Origin of the sequence: Stenotrophomonas bentonitica (assembly GCF_002887735.1) — a bacterium.
GTDB classification, from domain to species: Bacteria; Pseudomonadota; Gammaproteobacteria; order Xanthomonadales; family Xanthomonadaceae; genus Stenotrophomonas; species Stenotrophomonas bentonitica_A.
This window is the reverse complement of the sequence record NZ_PKQP01000008.1, coordinates 150,509-171,138: the sequence shown is the minus strand read 5'-3', so window position 1 is coordinate 171,138 and position 20,630 is coordinate 150,509. Positions and strand designations below refer to the sequence as shown.

Genomic DNA, 20,630 nt, shown 5'->3' with positions numbered 1-20,630 from the left:
GGCAGCGTGGTCGATGCCAGCGAGTGTGTTCCCGCAGAGGCCCGCGGGCCTTGGCCTGGGGCCGGATGTGGGTGATGAAGGGACGAGTGGCGGGGGCTCAGGGGCGGGTGGAGCCAGGCGGAGACGCGTCGGTCCCGCGCCGATTGACGGATGCCCGACGCGGCATACCCTAGTCTGGTTCCATTGCGCTCGCGGCCGTCGCTGGGCGAGCGTCCCACGACATCCGGATCCATGCCCACCTCGAACGACCCCGCCCCCGGCGCACTGGCCACCTTCACTCCGGCCACGCGCGATTGGTTCACGGCAGCCTTCGCTGCGCCCACGCCCGTGCAGGACCATGCCTGGGCGGCTATCAGCGCCGGCCAGCACACGCTGGTCATCGCGCCGACCGGCTCGGGCAAGACCCTCGCCGCGTTCCTGCAGGCGATCGACCAGCTGTTCCGCAGCGGTGAGCCTCCCAGCGATGAGCAGCCGGGCGATGCGCAGCCGGAGGCGTCGGTGCCGAAGAAGCGCGGCACCCGTGTGCTGTATCTCTCGCCGATCAAGGCCCTCGGCGCCGATGTCCAGCGCAACCTGCAGATACCCCTGCAGGGCGTCAGCGCCGAACGTGCGCGGCGTGGCGATCCGGCGGTCACCCTGTCCGTCGCGATCCGGACCGGCGACACCACCCCGGCAGAGCGGGCGCGACTGCTGCGGCGTCCGCCCGACATCCTGATCACCACGCCCGAATCGCTGTTCCTGATGCTCACCTCACAGGCGCGCGAGACGTTGCGCGACGTGCATACCGTGATCATCGATGAGATCCACGCGGTGGCCGGCAGCAAGCGCGGCACCCACCTGGCGTTGAGCCTGGAGCGGCTGGATGCCCTGCTGCAGGTGCCCGCGCAGCGCATCGGGCTCTCGGCCACGGTGCGCCCGGTGGAGGAGGTCGCGCGGTTCCTCGGCGGCGACCGTCCGGTCACCGTGGTCCATCCGCCGTCGCAGCGGGCGCTGGAGGTCCGGATCGTGGTGCCGGTCGAGGATATGGGCGACATTCCGCCGCATCCCGCTGTCGCCGATGCACCCGCGTCCGCCGGCCGGGCCGGCTCGATCTGGCCGCATGTGGAGGCCAGCATCCTGGACCAGGTGCTGGCGCGACGTTCGACGATTGTGTTCGCCAACTCACGGGGCGTGGCCGAAAAGCTGACTGCCCGGTTGAATGAACTGCATGCCGACCGTGTCGCCCGTGGCCAGCTCCCGGCGCGTGCCTCGATGGCGGCGGCTGCCCCCGAGCACTACGGGTCGTTCAACGGCGGCACCGCCGGGCGGGCCGCCGGAGCGGAGGCGCTGATCGCCCGGTCGCACCATGGTTCGGTCTCCAAGGAACAGCGCCGCGAGATCGAACAGGCGCTCAAGTCCGGCGAGCTGCGCTGTGTCGTGGCGACCTCCAGCCTGGAGCTGGGCATCGACATGGGGCTGGTCGACCTGGTGATCCAGGTCGCCGCGCCGCCTTCGGTCGCCAGCGCGCTGCAGCGGGTGGGGCGGGCCAGCCATCAGGTCGGGGGCATCTCCACCGGCCTGGTCTACCCGCGCACGCGGCGCGACCTGATCGATGCGTCCGTGGCAGTGGAGCGGATGCTGGCCGGTGAGATCGAAGCGATCGATCCGCCGCGCAACCCGCTGGACGTACTGGCCCAGCAGACAGTGGCCGCCGCGGCGATGGAAACACTGGACGTGGAGGCCTGGTATGCGCGCGTACGCCGCGCTGCGCCGTACCGTTCGCTGCCGCGCAGCGCGTTCGATGCCACCCTGGACATGCTGGCCGGACGTTATCCCTCCGATGATTTTGCCGGCTTCCGCCCGCGGCTGGTCTGGAACCGCGACACCGGTGCACTGAGCGCGCGGCCGGGCGCGAAACAGCTGGCGGTCACCAGCGGGGGCACCATCCCCGACCGCGGCATGTTCGGTGTCGTGCTTCCGGAAGGCGAAGAGCGTGCCGGGTCGCGCCGGGTCGGTGAGCTCGATGAGGAGATGGTCCACGAATCACGGGTCAACGATGTGATCACCTTGGGCGCCACCTCGTGGCGGATCGAGCAGATCACCCATGACCAGGTCGTGGTGACCCCCGCGCCGGGGCGTTCGGCGCGCTTGCCGTTCTGGCGCGGTGAGGGCGTGGGCCGCCCGGCCGAACTGGGCGAGGCGGTGGGTGCCTTCATCGGTGCGCTGGATGCCGGTGCCGCGGAAGCGGGCCTGCCGGCCGGGCTGCGCGAGCGGCTGCAGGCCTGCGGATTGGCCGACAACGCGATCACCAACATCGCCGGCCTGCTGGCCGAACAGCGTGAGGCCACCGGCGTGCTGCCCACCGATCGCACGCTCGTACTGGAGCGCTGCCGCGATGAGGCCGGTGACTGGCGGCTGATGCTGCATTCGCCGTATGGGCGGCGCGTACACGATCCGTGGGCGCTGGCGGTGGCCGCGCGCATCCGCGAACGCTGGGGCGTGGATCCAGCAGTGGTCGCCAGCGACGACGGCATCATCGCGCGGCTGCCCGACGCACAGGGGCGCCTGCCGGGCGCGGAGCTGTTCCTGTTCGAGCCCGAGCGTCTGCGCAGCGACGTCACGCGCGCCGTGGTCGGCTCGGCCCTGTTCGCTGCGCGCTTCCGCGAATGTGCCGCACGCGCGCTGTTGCTGCCGCGGCGCACGCCGGGTCGTCGCTCGCCGCTGTGGCAGCAGCGCCTGCGCGCCGGTGAACTGCTGGCCATCGCGCAGGGCCATCCCGAGTTCCCGATCCTGATCGAGACCGCGCGTGAGTGCCTGCAGGACGTCTACGATCTCGATGCGCTGGGCGTGCTGATGCAGCGGCTCACCGACGGCCGCGTGGCGATCGCCGATGTCACCACCGAGGTACCGTCGCCATTCGCGGCGAACCTGCTGTTCGGCTATGTCGCCGAGTTCATGTACGGCACCGATGTGCCGCTGGCCGAGCGCCGTGCGTCGGTGCTGTCACTGGACAGCGGCCTGTTGGGCGATCTGCTCGGCCAGGTCGATCTGGGCGAACTGCTGGATGCGGCCGTGGTGGAGCAGGTGGGCAACGAGTTGCAGCGCCTGGCGCCCGACCGCCGTGCGCGCGGCAAGGAAGGGGCGGCCGATCTGCTGCGGGAACTGGGCCCGCTCACCGATGAAGCGATGGCGCTGCGGCGGGTCGATGACGAACCTGCCGGGCATCTGCACGATCTCGCCGCTGAGCGGCGTGCGATCCAGGTCCAGATCGCCGGCCGCCTGCACTGGGCGGCCATCGAAGATGCCGCGCGGCTGCGCGATGCGCTGGGGGTCACCCTCCGGCGCGGCATCCCCGAGCCCTTCCTGCAGGCCTCATCGGACCCGCTGGGCGAGCTGCTGGGCCGATATGCGCGCACCCATGCGCCGTTCACCACGGCCGAGGTGGCGGCCGCGTTTGGATTGGGCGTGGCCGTGGCCGATGCGGCACTCACGCAGCTGGAAGCGCAGGGCAAGCTGCTCAAGGGTCGTTTCGGTGTGGCGCGTCGCGATGCCGAGGCCGTCGGCGCGGCCGCCGAGCCGGCGCCGCTGGCCCGTCACGAATGGGTGGGTGAGGCGGTGTTCCGTCGGTTGCGGGTGCGCTCGCTGCAGGCCGCGCGCGAGGCGACCCGGCCGGTCGCGCGCGACGCCTATGCCCTGTTGTTGCTGGAGAGGCATGGGCTGCTGAGCGATGCCGAACAGGCTGCACGTGGCATCGCTCACCGCGGGCCGGGTGCGCTGGAAGGCATCGACGGCGTGCTGCGCGTGGTGGAACTGCTGGCGGGCGTGGCGCTGCCGGCGTCGGTGTGGGAACAGCAGATCCTGCCCGCGCGCGTGGTCGATTACGCGCCGGCGATGCTCGATTCGCTGCTCGCCACGGGTACCGTGGTGTGGGCCGGGCACGGGCGGCTCGGCGAGGAGGACGGCCTGGTCTCGCTGCACCTGCAGGAATTCGCGGCAGAAACGCTGCCCGCGCCTGCAGTGGCAACCGCGCTGTCGCCGCTGCAGGATGCGCTGCTGCAGGTGCTGGCCGACGGTGGCGCGTACTTCGCGCGTCAGCTGGTCACCGCGGTGGGCACGCACGGGGGGCGGGCCGGCAGCCCGCCCATGGAGATCACCGCCGCGCAGCTGCACGACGCCTTGTGGGGCCTGGCATGGTCGGGGTACCTGACCACGGATCTGTGGGCGCCGCTGCGCGGCATGGTCGGGGGCCGCGCGCTGCGGCCGCGGGTCGCGCGCGCCTCGCGGCGCGGTCGACGCGTCCGTGGCGTCCCGATGCACGACATGCCCTTGGCCGACGGAGCGCCGGCCGTGATCGCCAGCTTTGCGGCAGCCGCGCTGGCCGGGCGCTGGTCGCTGTTGCAGCGTGAGGCGATCAGCGACACGGCGCGCGCGGTGGCGCTGGCCGAGGGGCTGCTGGACCGGCACGGCATCGTGACCCGCGGGGCCGCGATGGCCGAAGGGATCGCCGGCGGCTTCCCGGCGCTGCAACAGGTGTATCGCGGCATGGAGGATGCAGGCCGGGTGCTGCGCGGCCGCTTCGTCGAAGGGCTGGGCGGGGCCCAGTTCGCCGATCGCCTGATCGTGGATCGACTGCGTGGCGTCGCCGATGCCCTGCGGCCCGGTGCTGGCGAGGTGGCGATCGGGCTGTCCGCGGTGGACCCGGCCAACCCGTTCGGTACCGTGGTGCCCTGGCCGGTGCACGGCTCGGCGGTCCGGCCGGTGCGCCGCGCCGGTGCCGTGGTGGTGATCGGCGGTGGACGGCTGCTGATGTACCTGGCCCAGGGGGGCCGCCAGCTGCTGACGTTCTTCGATGCGGACGATCCGTCCCTGGCAGGCACGACGGCTGCCGCGGCGCAGGCGCTGGCCAGCGCACTGCGGCGGGGCCGGCGCAGCTCGTTCACCGTGGAGCTGATCGACGCTGCGCCGGCCCGACGCGACGGCCTGATGGACGCGCTGCGGGGCGCCGGTTTCTCCAGTGCGCCAAAAGGCATCAGCTGGGAGGGATGAGCGGGGGAGGCGAAGACTTACTGACGCCGTCTAAGTAGAAACACGCTGGCCGCGACGATGACCGACACGGACTATTGAGCACCACCGTCGTCGGAGATGTGCATGGCCAGCTCATCCGCAAAGAAGAAGCCCGGTTCATCCGCAAAGAAGCCCAACATCCTTGTCATCTGGGGAGACGACATCGGCATCTCCAACCTGAGCTGCTACTCGCGCGGCTTGATGGGATACCAGACGCCGAACATCGACCGCCTGGCCAACGAGGGCATGCTGTTCACCGATTCCTACGGCGAACAGTCCTGTACGGCAGGGCGTTCGTCCTTCATCACCGGCCAGAGCGTCCTGCGGACCGGCCTGTCGAAGGTCGGCATTCCGGGCGCGCCGGTCGGCATGAACGAGAAGATCGTCACCATCGCCGCCCTGCTGAAGAACGAGGGCTATACCACCGGGCAGTTCGGCAAGAACCACCTCGGCGACCTCAACCACATGCTGCCCACCAACCATGGGTTCGATGAGTTCTACGGCAATCTGTACCACCTCAATGCCGAAGAAGAGCCGGAGATGTACGACTACTTCCCGAAGGACGAGTTCGGGGATTTCATCGAGACCATCAAGCCGCGCGGGGTGATCCACAGTTTCGCCACCGAGAAGGATGACAGCACCGACCAGAAGCGCTGGGGCAAGGTAGGCAAGCAGAAGATCGAGGATACCGGGCCGCTGGACCGCAAGCGCATGCTGACCTGCGATGACGACTTCGCCGACCGCGCCAAGGGCTTCATCAAGAAGGCGAACGACGACGACACGCCGTTCTTCGTCTGGGTCAACTTCACCCACATGCACCTGATCACGCATACCAAGAAGGAAAGCCTGGGGCAGGCCGGGCGCTGGCAGTCGCCGTATCACGACACGATGATCGACCACGACAAGAACGTGGGCGCGTTGCTCGATTACCTCGACGAACTGGGCATCGCCGAAGACACCCTGGTGGTGTACTCCACCGACAACGGGCCGCACCGCAATTCGTGGCCGGATGGCGGCATGACGCCGTTCCGCAGTGAGAAGGACACCAACTGGGAAGGCGCGTTCCGGATTCCGCTGGTGGTGCGTTACCCGGGCAAGATCAAGCCGGGTTCGGTGTCCAACGAGATCGTCCAGCACCATGACTGGCTGCCGACCTTCCTGGAACTGGCGGGCAACAAGGGCGTGGTCAACGACCTCAAGAAAGGGGTCAAGGCGATCGGGCGCACCTACAAGAACCACATCGACGGGGTCAGCCTGCTGCCGTATCTCACCGGCAAGGAGGAAAAGTCGCCGCGCAAGCTGTTCGTCTACATCTCCGATGATGGCGACATGCTCGGCATCCGCTACGACAACTGGAAGGTGACGTTCATCGAGCAGCGCTGCAAGGGCACCATGCAGCTGTGGGGCGAACCGTTCACGGTCATGCGCATTCCCAAGATCTACAACCTGCGCACCGATCCGTACGAATTCGCGGATGTGACCTCCAATACCTATTGGGACTGGTACATCAACCACGTCTACATCGTGTACGGGGCGATCGCGCTGCTCACCAAATTCAACGAGACCTTCGTTGAGTTCCCCAAGATCCAGAAGCCGAACACGTTCACGGCCGACCAGGCGGTGGAGAAGCTGCAGGAAGCGGTGACGGGCAAATAGCGGCGAGGTCCATCGCAGCGCTGGCATGGCGACGAACCGGGGGGCAGGCTGTCCCCCGGTTTCGTGTGGGCGGCATCTCAGCACCCCCATCACACCAGGGGTGGCAGGATCGGGAGAGATTCGCCCCCTCACCAGGAGACCACCATGGCTTCGACCGTTGTCCTGACCCGATCATGGGTCATCCATCCGTTCCACGCCGCTGTACTGGGCGGGGTGCTGCCGCTGTTCCTCGGCGCACTGCTGGCGGACTACGCCTACTGGAGTTCGTACGAGATCCAGTGGGCCAACTTCGCCTCCTGGCTGCTGATCGGTGCGATGGTGATGACCACGCTGGCCCTGCTGTGCGGGATCGTCGGCCTGGTCCGTCGCAGCCGCAACCTGGCCTACGTCGTGATTCTGGCGGTGACCTGGGGCGTGGGCTTCATCAACTGTCTCCACCATGCGCGTGATGCATGGGCGGTGATGCCGGCCGGCCTGGTGCTCTCGGTGATCCTGACGGTGCTGGCGCTGCTCGCCACCTGGGTGGGGCTGTCCAGCCTGCGCGTGGGAGGTGTGCGATGAGCCGCCAGATGACGATCCGGATGCTCTCGGTTTCCGCGCTTGCGGTCGCGCTGGCGGCCTGCAGCGGCAAGGCCCCCGAGCTGGAACAGTACGGCGGCAACCCGGAGATGCCCAAGCCGCATCGCGGGCTGATGCCGGACATGACCATCGCCAAGCCGGCGCAGTGGGGCGACACCCTGCCGACGGTGCCCAAGGGCTACCGCATCTCGGCGATCGCCACCGATCTGAACATTCCGCGGCAGACCCTGGTGCTGCCCAACGGTGACATTCTGGTCGCGGAAGGTCGCGGCGGCAGTGCGCCTGCCCTCAAGCCGAAGGATGTGATCGCCGGCAAGATCAAGGCCAAGGGCAACACGGCGGTCAAGAGCGGCAACCGCCTGACCCTGCTGCGCGACGCCGATGGCGACGGCACCTACGAACTGAAGACGGTCTTCGCCGACAAGCTCAATGCGCCGTACGGCCTGGCGATGATCGGCAACGCGATCTACGTGGCCAACCAGGATGCGGTGGTGCGCTTTGACTACCAGGAAGGCCAGACCAAGGCGAGCGGCGCACCGGCGAAACTGACCGATCTGCCCGCGGCGATCAACCATCACTGGACCAAGGCGATGACCGCCAGTGCCGATGGCCGCTATCTCTATGTAGGCATCGGCTCCAACAGCAACATCACCGAGCGCGGCATGGCGGTGGAGATCGATCGTGCGCGGATCTGGCAGATCGATGTGGCCACCGGCGCACACAAGGATTACGCCACCGGTATCCGCAATCCCACCGCGCTGGCGATCCAGCCGGGCACCGGCACGCTGTGGGCCGTGGTGAATGAACGCGATGAGATCGGCCCGAACCTCGTGCCCGATTACCTCACCTCGGTGAAGGAGGGCGGCTTCTATGGCTGGCCGTACAGCTACTGGGGCAAGAATGTGGATCGCCGGGTGATGCCGCAGAATCCGGAGAAGGTCGCCTCGGCCATCGCGCCGGATTACGCGCTGGGCTCGCATGTGGCCGCACTCGGCGTGGCCTTCTCGTCGCCGGTGATGGGCACCCAGTTTGCCGATGGCGTCTTCGTGGGCGAGCACGGCAGCTGGAACCGCAATCCACCGGTCGGTTACAAGGTGGTGTTCGTGCCCTTCAGCAATGGCCGTCCGGCCGGCGAGCCGATCGATTTCGTGAGCGGCTTCTTCGGCGAAGACGGCAAGACCCGCGGCCGCCCGGTGGGTGTCACGGTCGACCCGCGTGGGGCACTGATCGTTGCCGATGACCTCTCCAACACGATCTGGCGGGTCACCCACGACGGCACGCCCGCCCAGCCGTAAAGCGCCTTGACGGGGATGGAGGGGATGAATAATTACCTCCGTCCCCATCAAGCGGGGGCTTGACCTTCCCACGATGGGAATCTTTAGGGTGGCGGGTAACCTCACCCCAAGGACTGCCCCATGTCTTCTGTTGCTTCCCGGTCCGGCGCGCCGCTCAGCCGCCTGAGCCTGCCCATCGAGGGCATGACCTGCGCCTCCTGTGTGGGCCGGGTGGAGCGCGCGCTGACGGCCGTCCCCGGCGTGCAGACGGCGTCGGTCAACCTGGCCACGGAGCGGGCCGATCTCAGCTTCATCGGGGCGCCCGATCCCCAGGCGGCGGTGCGTGCCATCGAACGCGCGGGCTACACCGTGCACGAAGCCACCACCGAGCTGAGCATCGAGGGAATGACCTGCGCGTCCTGCGTTGGTCGCGTGGAGCGCGGCCTTGCGCAGCTGCCGGGCGTGATCGCGGCCAGCGTCAACCTGGCGACGGAACGGGCGCAGGTGCGCCATCTGGCCGGTACGGTCTCCGTCGCTGATCTGGTCGCTGCCGTGGAAAACGCCGGCTACACCGCGCGCGCTGCAGGCGTGAGCACGGCTGCGGCCGGTGACCAGGAGGAGGAACGCCGCGAGGCTGAAGCCCGTGCGCTGCGCCGCTCCCTGTTGCTGGCGGTGGTGCTGACGCTGCCGGTCTTCATTCTGGAAATGGGCTCGCACCTTGTCCCAGCCATGCACCACTGGGTGATGCATGCCGTCGGCCTGCAGACCAGCTGGTACCTGCAGTTCGCGCTGGCCACGCTGGTGCTGTTCGGGCCGGGCCTGCGCTTCTTCCGCAAAGGCGTGCCGGGACTGCTGCGCGGCGCCCCGGACATGAACTCGCTGGTTTCGCTCGGCACCGCGGCGGCCTATGGCTACTCGGTGGTCGCCACCTTCGCCCCGGGCGTGCTGCCGCCGGGCACCGCCAACGTCTACTTCGAAGCGGCCGTGGTGATCGTCACCCTGATCCTGCTGGGGCGCACGCTGGAGGCGCGGGCCAAGGGCCGCACGTCGCAGGCGATCAAGCGCCTGGTCGGGCTGCAGGCGCGGACTGCACGCGTGCAGCGTGGCGATGAGACGGTCGAGGTGCCGCTCGACGAGGTCACGCTCGGCGATGTCGTGCTGGTCCGCCCGGGCGAGAAAGTGCCCGTGGACGGCGCGGTGGTGGAGGGGGCGTCCTATGTGGATGAGAGCATGATCACCGGCGAGCCGGTACCGGTGGCCAAAGCCGTGGGCGCCGAGGTGGTCGGCGGCACCCTCAACACCACCGGTGCCTTCAGTTTCCGTGTCACCAAGGTGGGCGGGGACACCGTGCTGGCCCAGATCATCCGTCTGGTCGAGCAGGCACAGGGCTCCAAGCTGCCGATCCAGGCGCTGGTCGACAGGGTCACCATGTGGTTCGTGCCGGCGGTGATGGCTGCTGCCGCGCTGACCTTCCTGGTGTGGCTGGTGCTCGGCCCGGCACCGGCGCTGACCTTTGCGCTGGTCAATGCGGTGGCGGTGCTGATCATTGCCTGTCCCTGCGCGATGGGCCTGGCCACGCCGACCTCGATCATGGTCGGGACCGGCCGCGCGGCGGAGCTGGGCGTGCTGTTCCGCAAGGGCGAGGCGCTGCAGGCACTGCGCGATGTGAGTGTGATCGCGCTGGACAAGACCGGTACGTTGACCAAGGGCCGCCCCGAACTGACCGACCTGGAGCCGGCCGATGGTTTCCAGGCGGATGAGGTGCTGGCCCTGGTTGCCGCGGTGGAAACCCGCTCCGAGCATCCCATCGCCGAGGCGATCGTTGCGGCCGCCAGAGCGCGCGGTCTCGCACTGGCCACCATCGAACGCTTCGAGGCGGTGCCGGGCTTCGGCGTTTCCGCGCGTGTCGCCGGCCGCACCGTGGCCGTCGGCGCGGACCGCTACATGACCCGGCTCGGCCTGGAGGTGGCGGCGTTCCGGCCCACCGCCCAGCGGTTGGGTGAGCAGGGCAGGAGCCCGCTGTACGCCGCAATCGATGGCCGCCTGGCGGCCGTGATCGCGGTGGCCGATCCGATCAAGGAAAGCACGCCGGCGGCGATCCAGGCGCTGCACGCCCTGGGCCTGAAGGTCGCGATGATCACCGGCGACAACGCGGCCACCGCCGCGGCGATCGCACGCCAGCTTGGCATCGATGAGGTGGCGGCCGAAGTGCTGCCCGATGGCAAGGTCGCCGCGCTCAAGCGTTTCCGTGCTGGTGGCGCCAAGGTGGCCTTCGTCGGGGACGGGATCAATGACGCACCGGCGCTTGCCGAGGCCGATGTCGGCTTGGCGATCGGCACCGGCACCGATGTGGCGATCGAGGCGGCCGACGTGGTGCTGATGTCCGGCGACCTGCGCGGCGTGCCCAACGCGATCGCCCTGAGCCAGGCAACGATCCGCAACATCAAGCAGAACCTGTTCTGGGCGTTCGCCTACAACGCGGTGCTGATCCCGGTGGCCGCTGGCCTGCTGTACCCGTTCAACGGCACGCTGCTCTCGCCGATCTTCGCCGCGGCGGCGATGGCATTGTCCAGTGTGTTCGTGCTCGGCAATGCGCTGCGGCTCAAGCGCTTCCATGCACCGATGCAGGCCGATACGCTGGGCACCGGCATGGCGGAAAGTGAGAGGGAGACCGGACGATGAATATCGGGGAAGCCGCGACGTTTTCGGGCGTGTCGGCAAAGATGATCCGCTATTACGAGCAGATCGGCCTGATCCCGCCGGCGGCGCGCTCGGAGGCGGGCTACCGGCATTACAGCCCGCAGGACGCGCACAGCCTGCGCTTCATCCGCCGTGCGCGTGACCTGGGGTTTTCGGTCGAGCAGATCGGCGAGCTGCTGGTGCTGTGGCGCGATCGCGAACGCGCCAGCGCCGACGTCAAGGCGGTGGCGCTGTCCCATGTGGCCGGGTTGAAGGCGAAGATTGCCGAGCTGCAGGCGATGGTGCAGACATTGGAGCATCTGGCCGAACACTGCCACGGCAATGACCGCCCGGATTGCCCGATCATCGCCGACCTGGCCCAGCCCGTTTCCGCGCCGGCGGAGACTGCATCCGCCGGGAAGTCCCGCAAAACGCCGCTGTTCGGTGCGGATACGCCGGTGTCCTCGCGCGGGCGCGCGGCCCGCAAGCCACGTTCCTGATCGACCCGGCCGCGTCCATGCCCTGCAAAAAGGACACGGACGCGCTAAGGCCTTGACCTTGCCACGTTGTCAGCCCCGACAGTGGGCTCATACCCACCACGGCGAGGTCGCCCGATGCATCGTTTCACCCTTCCCACCATGACCTGCGGCGGCTGCGCCCGCTCCGTCACCAAGGCACTGCAGGGCATCGATCCGCACGCACGCATCGAGACCGATCCGCCCGCGCGCGAAGTACGTGTGGAGAGCGACCGCGAGCGGGCCGCCTTCCTGGCCGCGCTGGCCGATGCTGGATTCCCTGCCACGCCATGAGCGGGCGGTCCCACGCCATCCCGGAGGACAACGCATGTGCATGAAACATCTTCTGCCGCTGCTGCCGTCCCTGGCGGCGTGGGGCACCGTGACATCCGATGCCGTCGCGGTGGCTCAGGCCTTGGTGGCGGACGCGAGTCGCTCCACCAGCACCTCAGCCGCTTCGGCCGACGAGGCCGGATTCTGGCCGGTGATCAGCAAGCCATCGCTGACGACATACGAGCCCCAGTCCGGCCCCTTGGAGTAGGAACCGCCCGCGGCCTTGAGCATGTCCTCGACCAGGAAGGGCACCACCTCGGTCAGGCCGACGCCCTCTTCTTCGGTGTTGGTGAAGCCTGTGACCTTCTTGCCCTGCACCAGTGGGGCGCCCTCGGCCGTCTTGACGTGACGCAGCACGCCCGGCGCATGGCAGACCAGCGCGACCGGCTTGCCGGCGGCGATGAAGGCTTCGATCAGCGCGATGGAGTGGGTGTCTTCGGCGAGGTCCCACAGTGGGCCGTGGCCGCCGGGATAGAACACGGTATCGAACGCGTCCTGCGAAATGCTGTCCAGGCGCACGGTGTTGGCCAGCTGCGCGTTGGCATCCACGTCTGCCTCGAAGCGGCGGGTGGCGTCGGTCTTGAAGTCCGGCTCGTTGCTTTTGGGATCCAGCGGCGGCCGCCCACCTTTGGGCGAGGCCAGCACGATCTCGGCGCCCGCATCCTTGAAGGTGTAGTAGGGCGCAGCCAGCTCTTCCAGCCAGAAGCCGGTCTTCTTGCCGGTGGTGCCGAGTTCGTCGTGCGAGGTCAGAACGATGAGGACTTTCATGGATGATGCTCCTGTGGGTGCTTGATTAGACTGGTCGTCTAGTGATGGGGCCGAGAAAAACACGCCGATGCCGGCGTGCGTGAGACACGCTTTTGTCAGGGGGCGGTATGCAGAAGGCGGGCGGTCAACGCCACGGCGTCGTCGAACGGCCCGGTGGTGCGGCCGATCTTGACCATGATGCTGGTCCCCAGCCACAGCTGATACACGCTTCGGGCGACCGCCTCGGGTGGCTCCCGGGTCGCCACCGATCCGTCGGCCAGGCCCGCCGCAATGGCACGCGCCAGCCGATCGGTGATCCCCGTGGTGCCACGCTGGAGTGCGGCCCGCATGGGTTCGGAAAGGTCCGCCACTTCGGCACCAAGCTTTACGGCCAGGCACTTGCCCTGGCAGTCCTCGAAGGACTGGCTGTCCTGCCAGGCGCGGAAGTACGCGGCCAGTTGCTCGGCCTTGGTCTGGCCCGGCTGGCGGAAGATGCGGTCCATATCGGCGAGATAGGCGCTGAAGTAGTCCTCCAGCAATGCCTCGCCGAAGGCTTCCTTCGAGGCGAAGTAGTGGTAGAACGAGCCTTTGGGGACTCCCGCCGCCGCGAGCACTTCATTGAGGCCGACGGCGGAGAAGCCCTTGGCGCCCATGATCCGCTGGCCGCTGGCAAGGATCGTGTCGCGGACGGTGGAGGGGGTGGTGGGCGAGTTCATGGACGCCACTGTACGCCTGATTAGACCGGTCGTCTAGTTCCTGCTTGCGTGGTCCGCGGGAAGCCGGTCAGCGGCCGGCACTACCCGGTCCCCGGGCGGCGCTTGCCGACGGGAAGGGGGCGGATCAAGGTATATTCCCCGGCCCCATTTCCATTGCCAGATATCGCCCCGCCATGAGCACGCCCCGCAAGCACTACAAACACCCCGCAGAATCCGAGATCGGCAACGGCACGATCTACCTCGAGGCGCAGGGCGATGTGATCGTGCGGCAGGTGGAAAGCTACCGCAGCGTGCTGGTCTGGGCGGACAAATCCGGGCAGGCCGATGAGCGCTTCCCGCTGTCCGATCAGCCGCTGTCCTGGCTGGATCTGGATTCGGATGACGCCATCACCGCCAGTCAGTTTGAAGCCGTCTGGAAGCAGGCCAAAGCCGTTTCCGGCTGAGCGTGCCGAAAGGCGGGCGTCACACCGTCCAGCCGGGGCTTTCCGCCGCCGCCACATGCATCAGCTGATCCAGCTGGCGCAGCGCCCGGTGCAGTTCCTGCCGGTTGGCGGCCGCGCCCAATGAAATCCGCACCGCATCGTTGATCGCCACCCCGTCGGGCGTGAACGCCGATGACGGTGCGATGCCCAGCCCCTGCAGGCGCGCGGCGTGGGTGAGGCTGGCATCGGTCCAGTGCGCGGGAAGACGGCACCAGGCGTGCACGCCCGCGCAATGCTGCAGGAACCGCGGCGACAACGCCGACCGCGCCAGATAGCGTCGTTCGGCCGCTTCGTCCTGCACCAGTTTCAGCATGGCCTGCGCGGAGCCATCCAGGATCAGCTGCGTCACCAGGGCGTTCATCAGCGGTGGCGCCATCAGGTTGACCGCGCGCAGGGCGTCGAGCACCGGTTGCCGGTCCATGCCGTCGGGCAGGCGCACGAAACCGGTGTGCAATCCCGGACTGAGGCACTTGGAGAGCGTGGAGATGTAGCAGGCCTGCTGCGGTGCCAGCAGCGCGAGCGGGGCAGGGGCGTCCTCCAGCAGCAGCCAGTAGGGGTCGTCTTCGATCAGCAGCAGGTGCTGGGCGCGGATCACCTCGGCCAGTGCCTCGCGGCGTGCCTGCGGCATCGTGTGGGCGGTGGGGTTCTGTGCGGTCGGGTTGAGATAGACCACGCGCGCGTCGCGTTCTTTCGCGATACGGGCCAGCGCGTCTGGACGCATGCCGTGCGCGTCGCACTCGACCACGTGCAGCCGCCGCTCCAGCACCCGCGCGGCGTGCAGCAGTCCCGGGTAGACCAGGGGCTCGCACAGGATCGTGTCGCCGGCGTCGGTCAACGCCAGCAGCAGGGCAGACAGCGCCGCCTGCGCGCCTTCCGTGACGACCAGCGTATCGGCATCGACCTTGCCGAGGATCGGTTTGAGCCAGTGCTGGGCCGCCCGGTGATCGGCGCGGCTGCCACCGCCCACGTGATACGTCATCAGATTGTCCGCATCACTGCGGGTGAGCACGGACGACAGGCCACGCCGCAACACGTCGGCGACCTGGCCGCCGCCGGGGCTGGGCGGCAGGTTCATGCTCAGGTCCACCAGCTGGGTGAGTTCCACCTGCGGCGGCGCGACGAACGACCCCAGCGGGCCACGGGCATCGATCAACCCGCGCTTGCGTGCCTCGGTGAAGGCACGGGTGATGGTGGTGAGGTCCACCTTCAGCTCGGTGGCCAGCGCGCGCTGCGCGGGCAGGCGCTGGCCGGGACGTAACGCACCGGACCACACCGCACGTTCCAGGGCCTGCACGATGCGCAGGTACACCGGCCCGTGGCCATCGGCGATGAGGGGGCTCCATTCCATGCGCGCATGGTACGCGCGGCCGGGAGTGCGGCTGCGACAGTGTGTCGCATCATGTATGGATCATGTCGTTGCCTAACGTACGCGGCTGCGGCGGGCACCCCCCATGCATATCGGTCATGCAGGGGGGTGTTCGCCACTTTTCATGATCCGGGCCGCCCGGCCCGGCACTGCGTTGGAAGGGCCGTCACGCATGAACCCCGCTACACACTCCGCTCGCCGCGCCACGCTGGCCGGTCGAGCCCGCGCCGGACGCTGGTTCGGCCTGGCAGCGCTGCTGCCGCTGCTCACAGGCTGCAAGAACCTGGAGCTGTTCAATCCCATGGGCAGCATCGCCGAGCAGGAAATGCAGCTGATCCTGGTCTGCACCGGCCTGATGCTGCTGGTGGTGATCCCGGTGATCATTCTGACGCTGTACTTCGCCTGGCACTACCGCGAGTCGAACAAGAAGGCGACCTACGCCCCCACGTGGTCCCACTCCACCGCGATCGAAGTGGTGGTGTGGACGATTCCGTGCCTGATCGTGGTGGTGCTCGGCGTGTTGATCTGGAAGAGCACCCACGCGCTGGATCCCTACCGCCCGATCGCGTCGGACACGCCCGCACTGCGCGTGGAAGTGGTCTCGCTCAATTGGAAGTGGTTGTTCATCTATCCGGACCACAACGTGGCCACGGTCAATGAACTGGTGATGCCGGTCGATACGCCGGTCGCCTTCAAGCTGACCTCCGAGTCGATGATGAATGCCTTCTTCGTGCCGCAACTGGGCAGCATGGTCTACACCATGCCCGCGATGCAGACCCGCCTGCACCTGATCGGGCACACGCCGGGCACCTATGCCGGGATGTCATCGGCCTACAGCGGCTCGGGCTTCTCGGACATGACGTTCGATGCGCGGGTGATGACCGAAGCGGACTTCGACCAGTGGCTGGCGCAGTCGCGTGGCACCGCCCAGCACCTGGACCAGGCCCGCCTGGCCGAACTGGAGAAGCCGACCCACGGTGCGCCGATGCAGCGCTTCGCCAGCGTGGATACCGGACTGTTCGACAGCATCCTGCGCCGTTACGGCGGCATGCCCGATGACGAGATCTGCCTGCCCGGCGAAGAACCCGGCGCGAAATCCCAACTCGTAAGCCTGGCCGCGTCTGCCAGCCGTACCGCGGAGAACTGATTGTGCTTGGAAAGCTGAACCTCGAAGCGATTCCCTACCACGACCCGATCATCATGTCGGCGCTGGTGGGCTCGCTGCTGCTGGGCGTGGCGATCGTCGCGGCCATCACGTATTACAAAAAGTGGGGCTATATCTGGACCGAGTGGATCACCTCGGTGGACCACAAGAAGATTGGCGTGATGTACATCATCCTGGCCCTGGTCATGCTGGTGCGCGGCTTCGCCGATGCGCTGATGATGCGTGCCCAGCAGGCCATCGCCGCCAATGACAGTGCCGGCTACCTGCCGCCGGAGCACTACGACCAGATCTTCACCGCGCATGGCGTGATCATGATCTTCTTCGTGGCCACCCCGCTGATCGTGGGTCTGATGAACATCGTGGTGCCGCTGCAGATCGGCGCGCGCGACGTGGCCTTCCCGTTCGTCAACTCGCTCAGCTTCTGGCTGTCGGCCGTGGGTGCGGTGCTGGTGATGCTGTCGATGTTCGTCGGCGATTTCGCCGCGACCGGCTGGGTGGCGTATCCGCCGCTGTCCGGCATCGAGTACAGCCCCACGGTGGGCGTTGACTACTACATCTGGTCATTGCAGGTCTCGGGCATCGGCACCACGCTGACCGGCCTGAACTTCATCGTCACCATCCTCAAGATGCGTGCGCCGGGCATGGACCTGATGAAGATGCCGGTGTTCACCTGGACCGCGTTGATCACCAACATCCTGATCGTGGCGATCTTCCCGGTGCTGACCGCGACCCTGGCGCTGCTGACCATGGATCGCTATTTCGGGATGCATTTCTTCACCAATGACGCCGGCGGCAACGCCATGATGTACGTCAACCTGATCTGGATCTGGGGCCACCCGGAAGTCTACGTGCTGATCCTGCCGTGCTTCGGCGCGTTCTCGGAGATCATCGCCACGTTTTCGGGCAAGCCGCTGTTCGGCTACCGCTCGATGGTCTACGCCACCTCGTCGATCGGCATCCTGTCGTTCTTCGTGTGGCTGCACCACTTCTTCACCATGGGCTCGGGCGCCAACGTGAATGCCTTCTTCGGCATCATGACCTCCATCATCTCGATCCCCACCGGGGTGAAGCTGTTCAACTGGCTGTTCACCATGTACCGCGGGCGGATCCGCTACCACTCCTCGACGTTGTGGACGATCGGCTTCATGGTCACCTTCGCCCTGGGCGGCATGACCGGCGTGATGCTGGCGATCCCGGGCGCGGACTTCGTGCTGCACAACAGCCTGTTCCTGATCGCGCACTTCCATAACGTGATCATCGGTGGCGTGGTGTTCGGCTGCCTGGCCGGCATCAGTTTCTGGTTCCCCAAGGCCTTTGGCTTCACCCTCAACGAGCGCTGGGGCAAGATTTCGTTCTGGTGCTGGCTGGTCGGCTTCTACCTGGCCTTCATGCCGCTGTACGTGCTGGGCTTCAAGGGCATGACCCGCCGCATGAACCACTATGGCGTGGAGGGCTACCAGCCGTGGCTGATCGTGGCCGCCATCGGTGCGCTGGTGATCGCCGCCGGTATCGCCGCGATGTTCATCCAGTTCTATGTCAGCGTGCGTGACCGCAAGGCCAACATGGACCTCACCGGCGACCCGTGGAATGCGCGCAGCCTGGAGTGGGCGACGTCTTCGCCACCGCCGTTCTACAACTTCGCCAAGCTCCCCGCGATCACCTCGCTGGAGCAGCATTGGGACGACAAGCAGCACGGCCGTGCCTGGCAGCGCCAGGACACCTACGAGGACATTCACATGCCGCGCAATACCGCGTCGGGTGTGGTGATCTCGGTGTTCAGCCTGGTGTTGTGCTTCGCCCTGGTCTGGCACATGTGGGTGCTGGCCGGCATCGGCCTGATCGGGGTGATCGCGACTTTCGTGCTGCGTTCGTATGACCGTGACGTGGATTACTACGTGCCCGCCGCCGAGGTGAAGCGCATCGAAGACGCGCACTTCGCGCAGATGGAAGGAGCCAAGGCATGAGCGGGGATACCCTGACCGCTGCCACGCAGCACGGGCAGCTCGCGGCCGGTCACCACGACCACGCCCATGAGCACCACGACGACGGCAACAAGACCGTCGTCGGGTTCTGGATGTACCTGATGGGCGACTGCCTGATCTTCGCGGTGCTGTTCGCCACCTTTGGCGTGCTGCTCAACGGGACGGCCGATGGCCCCAGTGGCAAGGAACTGTTCAAGTTGGGCTTCGTGCTCTCCGAAACGGTGGTGCTGCTGCTCAGCAGCTTCACCTTCGGCCTGGCGATGCTCGGCATGCAGGCCGGCAAGCGCAACCAGGTGGTGGGCTGGCTGGCCGTGACCGGCGTGCTCGGTGCGGTCTTCATCGGCATGGAGCTGTATGAGTTCGCCGAGCTGATCCATGAAGGCGCCACCCCGGACGTGAGTGCATATCTGTCGGCGTACTTCACGTTGGTGGCCACCCACGGCCTGCACGTCACCTTCGGCCTGCTGTGGCTGGCGATCATGATCCACCAGGTGCTGAAGTTCGGCCTGGACGGCATCGTGCGTCGCCGCCTGGCCTGCCTGAGCCTGTTCTGGCACTTCCTGGATCTGATCTGGATCTGTGTGTTCACCTTCGTCTACCTGAGGGAGTTTGTATGAGCGCGAACGCGCCTGATGCCGATCACGGTGGCGGCCACGCCACCCTGACGGGCTACCTCCTCGGCCTGCTGCTGTGCCTGGTGCTCACCGGTGCCTCGTTCGGCGTGGTCATGACCGATCTGGTGCCGCAGCCGCTGCGCCTGACCGCCATCGTGGTGCTGTGCGTGGTGCAGCTGGTCGCCCAGCTGGTGCTGTTCCTGCATATCGGGGCAGGGCGCAGCCAGCGCGAGAACACCGGCATCTTCCTGTGCACCGCCTTCCTGATCGCCATCGTGGTGGCCGGTTCGCTGTGGGTGATGCACAACGCCAACCTCAACATGATGCCGATGCAGATGTCGGGCACGCCATGAGCCGCTCATCCTGCGCAACCCTGCTGGCCGGGCTGCTGCTCTCCTCTCCCGTGATGCCGGTGGTGGCTGCGGCCCCGCAGGCCCACACCGCGGCAACGGTGTCGGTCAGCGGTCCCTGGGTCCGCCTGCCACCGCCGGCGGCGAATGTCGCCGCCGGTTATGTGCTGCTGCATAACGGCGGCGCTGATGACCGGCTGCTGTCGGCCGCGTCCTCGATGTTCGCCGAGGTGCAGATCCATGCCATGCGCATGGACGGTGAAGTGATGCGCATGCAGGCGCTGCCCGATGGCCTGGCTTTGCCGGGGGGGCAGACCGTCGCGCTGGAGCCCGGCGGCTACCATCTGATGCTGCTCAAGCCGAAGCGGCCGTTGTCGGCCGGGCAGACGGTGCGGGTGAGGCTGCAGTTCGCCCGCAGTGCACCGCAGGTGGTGGAGTTCAGCGTGCGCGATGGCCTGGTGCTGCACGGAGCGGCGAAGTGAGGCGCTGGGTCGCGGCGGGCATCATGACGGTGGCGCTGCTGGGCGGTTGCGCCGATGATCAGGCACCGGTAATGGGCCAGGCGGCACTCGGCGCGGTCAAGCTGGAGAGCAGCGACGGCCGAACGCTTGCGATCCGCGACCTGCAGGGCACGCCGACGCTGCTGTTCTTCGGTTTCACCCACTGCCCCGAAGTATGTCCGCTGAGCCTGGTCAAGGCGGTGCAGATCAAGCGGCTGCTGGGCCCCGCGGCAGAGCAGCTGCAGGTGGCCTTCATCACCGTCGACCCGCAGCGCGATACGCCCGGGCACCTGCGCGAGTACCTGGCGGCCTTCGATACGACCTTCCTCGGCCTGGCCGGCGACGAGGCCGGTACCCGCGCCATCGCCGAGAGCCTGGGCGTGAGCTATCGGCGCGTCGGCGAGGGTGACGCGGCCACGTTCGAGCACACCGCCTCCTGGTTCCTGCTCGGCGCTGACGGGCAGCTGCAGGATGTGTACGGCTATGCGATGAGCGAGCAGGCTATCGTGGAGAAGCTTCGCGTGCGGCTGGCCGAGGCCGGCACGTGAGGTCGTTGCAGGCCACTCCCCGAGCCATCGCACGGCCATGAAGCGTGCAGGCGCGCACCGCGCGGATGGATCCGTCCGGTG

17 protein-coding genes are annotated in these 20,630 nt (G+C 67.5%); 14 read left to right on the top strand and 3 right to left on the bottom strand.

The features are described from left to right. The first annotated feature begins 231 nt into the window (after positions 1–231). The 7 genes from C0R07_RS15085 (at position 232) to C0R07_RS15055 (ending at position 12,040) form a co-directional block, all read left to right on the top strand. Positions 232–5,025 carry an ATP-dependent helicase gene (locus C0R07_RS15085; RefSeq protein WP_102789319.1) on the top strand — a complete coding sequence of 1,598 codons (4,794 nt, stop codon included), beginning with the start codon at positions 232–234 and terminating at the stop codon, positions 5,023–5,025. Between the two features lie 102 nt (positions 5,026–5,127). Next, positions 5,128–6,699: an arylsulfatase gene (locus C0R07_RS15080; RefSeq protein WP_102789318.1), complete on the top strand. Its 1,572-nt coding sequence runs from the start codon at positions 5,128–5,130 to the stop codon at positions 6,697–6,699. A 144-nt stretch (positions 6,700–6,843) separates the two neighbouring features. After that, complete coding sequence (locus C0R07_RS15075; protein WP_070473908.1) at positions 6,844–7,260, top strand: DUF2231 domain-containing protein; 417 nt, start codon at positions 6,844–6,846, stop codon at positions 7,258–7,260. Next, positions 7,257–8,573: a PQQ-dependent sugar dehydrogenase gene (locus C0R07_RS15070; RefSeq protein WP_102789317.1), complete on the top strand. Its 1,317-nt coding sequence runs from the start codon at positions 7,257–7,259 to the stop codon at positions 8,571–8,573. Before C0R07_RS15075 ends, C0R07_RS15070 begins: the two co-directional genes overlap by 4 nt. A gap of 120 nt (positions 8,574–8,693) precedes the next feature. Continuing rightward, entirely contained in the window at positions 8,694–11,234 is a 2,541-nt protein-coding gene (locus tag C0R07_RS15065; protein WP_102789316.1) for a heavy metal translocating P-type ATPase, read from the top strand. After that, a complete protein-coding gene (cueR, locus tag C0R07_RS15060; protein ID WP_102789315.1) occupies positions 11,231–11,731 on the top strand; it encodes a Cu(I)-responsive transcriptional regulator in 501 nt (166 codons plus the stop codon). Before C0R07_RS15065 ends, cueR begins: the two co-directional genes overlap by 4 nt. Positions 11,732–11,845: 114 nt before the next feature. Next, a complete protein-coding gene (locus C0R07_RS15055) occupies positions 11,846–12,040 on the top strand; it encodes a heavy-metal-associated domain-containing protein (protein WP_102789314.1) in 195 nt (64 codons plus the stop codon). 114 nt (positions 12,041–12,154) lie between these two features. On the opposite strand, the gene C0R07_RS15050 is transcribed toward C0R07_RS15055, so the two are convergent. Both C0R07_RS15050 and C0R07_RS15045 read right to left on the bottom strand, forming a co-directional pair. Then, positions 12,155–12,847, bottom strand: coding sequence for a type 1 glutamine amidotransferase domain-containing protein (locus tag C0R07_RS15050; RefSeq protein ID WP_102789313.1), 693 nt, complete (start codon positions 12,845–12,847; stop codon positions 12,155–12,157). 95 nt (positions 12,848–12,942) lie between these two features. Then, the gene (locus C0R07_RS15045; RefSeq protein ID WP_070473920.1) at positions 12,943–13,542 is read right to left on the bottom strand and encodes a TetR/AcrR family transcriptional regulator; all 600 of its coding nucleotides are present in this window, start codon (positions 13,540–13,542) and stop codon (positions 12,943–12,945) included. Positions 13,543–13,715: 173 nt separating this feature from the next. Between C0R07_RS15045 and C0R07_RS15040 the strand changes: the two genes are divergently transcribed. Next, positions 13,716–13,985 carry a hypothetical protein gene (locus C0R07_RS15040; protein WP_083298829.1) on the top strand — a complete coding sequence of 90 codons (270 nt, stop codon included), beginning with the start codon at positions 13,716–13,718 and terminating at the stop codon, positions 13,983–13,985. Between the two features lie 19 nt (positions 13,986–14,004). Here C0R07_RS15040 and C0R07_RS15035 read toward each other — a convergent pair whose 3' ends face one another. After that, complete coding sequence (locus tag C0R07_RS15035) at positions 14,005–15,372, bottom strand: PLP-dependent aminotransferase family protein (protein WP_102789312.1); 1,368 nt, start codon at positions 15,370–15,372, stop codon at positions 14,005–14,007. 190 nt (positions 15,373–15,562) lie between these two features. Between C0R07_RS15035 and cyoA the strand changes: the two genes are divergently transcribed. Genes cyoA through C0R07_RS15005 form a run of 6 tightly spaced genes read left to right on the top strand, consistent with a single transcriptional unit; the run spans position 15,563 to position 20,549 of the window. Then, positions 15,563–16,537 carry a ubiquinol oxidase subunit II gene (gene cyoA, locus C0R07_RS15030; protein ID WP_102789311.1) on the top strand — a complete coding sequence of 325 codons (975 nt, stop codon included), beginning with the start codon at positions 15,563–15,565 and terminating at the stop codon, positions 16,535–16,537. Positions 16,538–16,539: 2 nt separating this feature from the next. Continuing rightward, complete coding sequence (gene cyoB, locus C0R07_RS15025; protein ID WP_102789310.1) at positions 16,540–18,519, top strand: cytochrome o ubiquinol oxidase subunit I; 1,980 nt, start codon at positions 16,540–16,542, stop codon at positions 18,517–18,519. Further along, on the top strand, positions 18,516–19,154 hold the full coding sequence (gene cyoC / locus C0R07_RS15020) for a cytochrome o ubiquinol oxidase subunit III (RefSeq protein ID WP_102789309.1): 639 nt from the start codon (positions 18,516–18,518) through the stop codon (positions 19,152–19,154). Before cyoB ends, cyoC begins: the two co-directional genes overlap by 4 nt. After that, positions 19,151–19,504: a cytochrome o ubiquinol oxidase subunit IV gene (gene cyoD, locus C0R07_RS15015; RefSeq protein WP_070473928.1), complete on the top strand. Its 354-nt coding sequence runs from the start codon at positions 19,151–19,153 to the stop codon at positions 19,502–19,504. Before cyoC ends, cyoD begins: the two co-directional genes overlap by 4 nt. Next, complete coding sequence (locus tag C0R07_RS15010; RefSeq protein ID WP_070473930.1) at positions 19,501–19,983, top strand: copper chaperone PCu(A)C; 483 nt, start codon at positions 19,501–19,503, stop codon at positions 19,981–19,983. The genes cyoD and C0R07_RS15010 overlap by 4 nt, the downstream gene beginning before the upstream one ends. Further along, positions 19,980–20,549, top strand: coding sequence for an SCO family protein (locus tag C0R07_RS15005; RefSeq protein WP_102789308.1), 570 nt, complete (start codon positions 19,980–19,982; stop codon positions 20,547–20,549). Before C0R07_RS15010 ends, C0R07_RS15005 begins: the two co-directional genes overlap by 4 nt. Positions 20,550–20,630 lie beyond the last annotated feature (81 nt).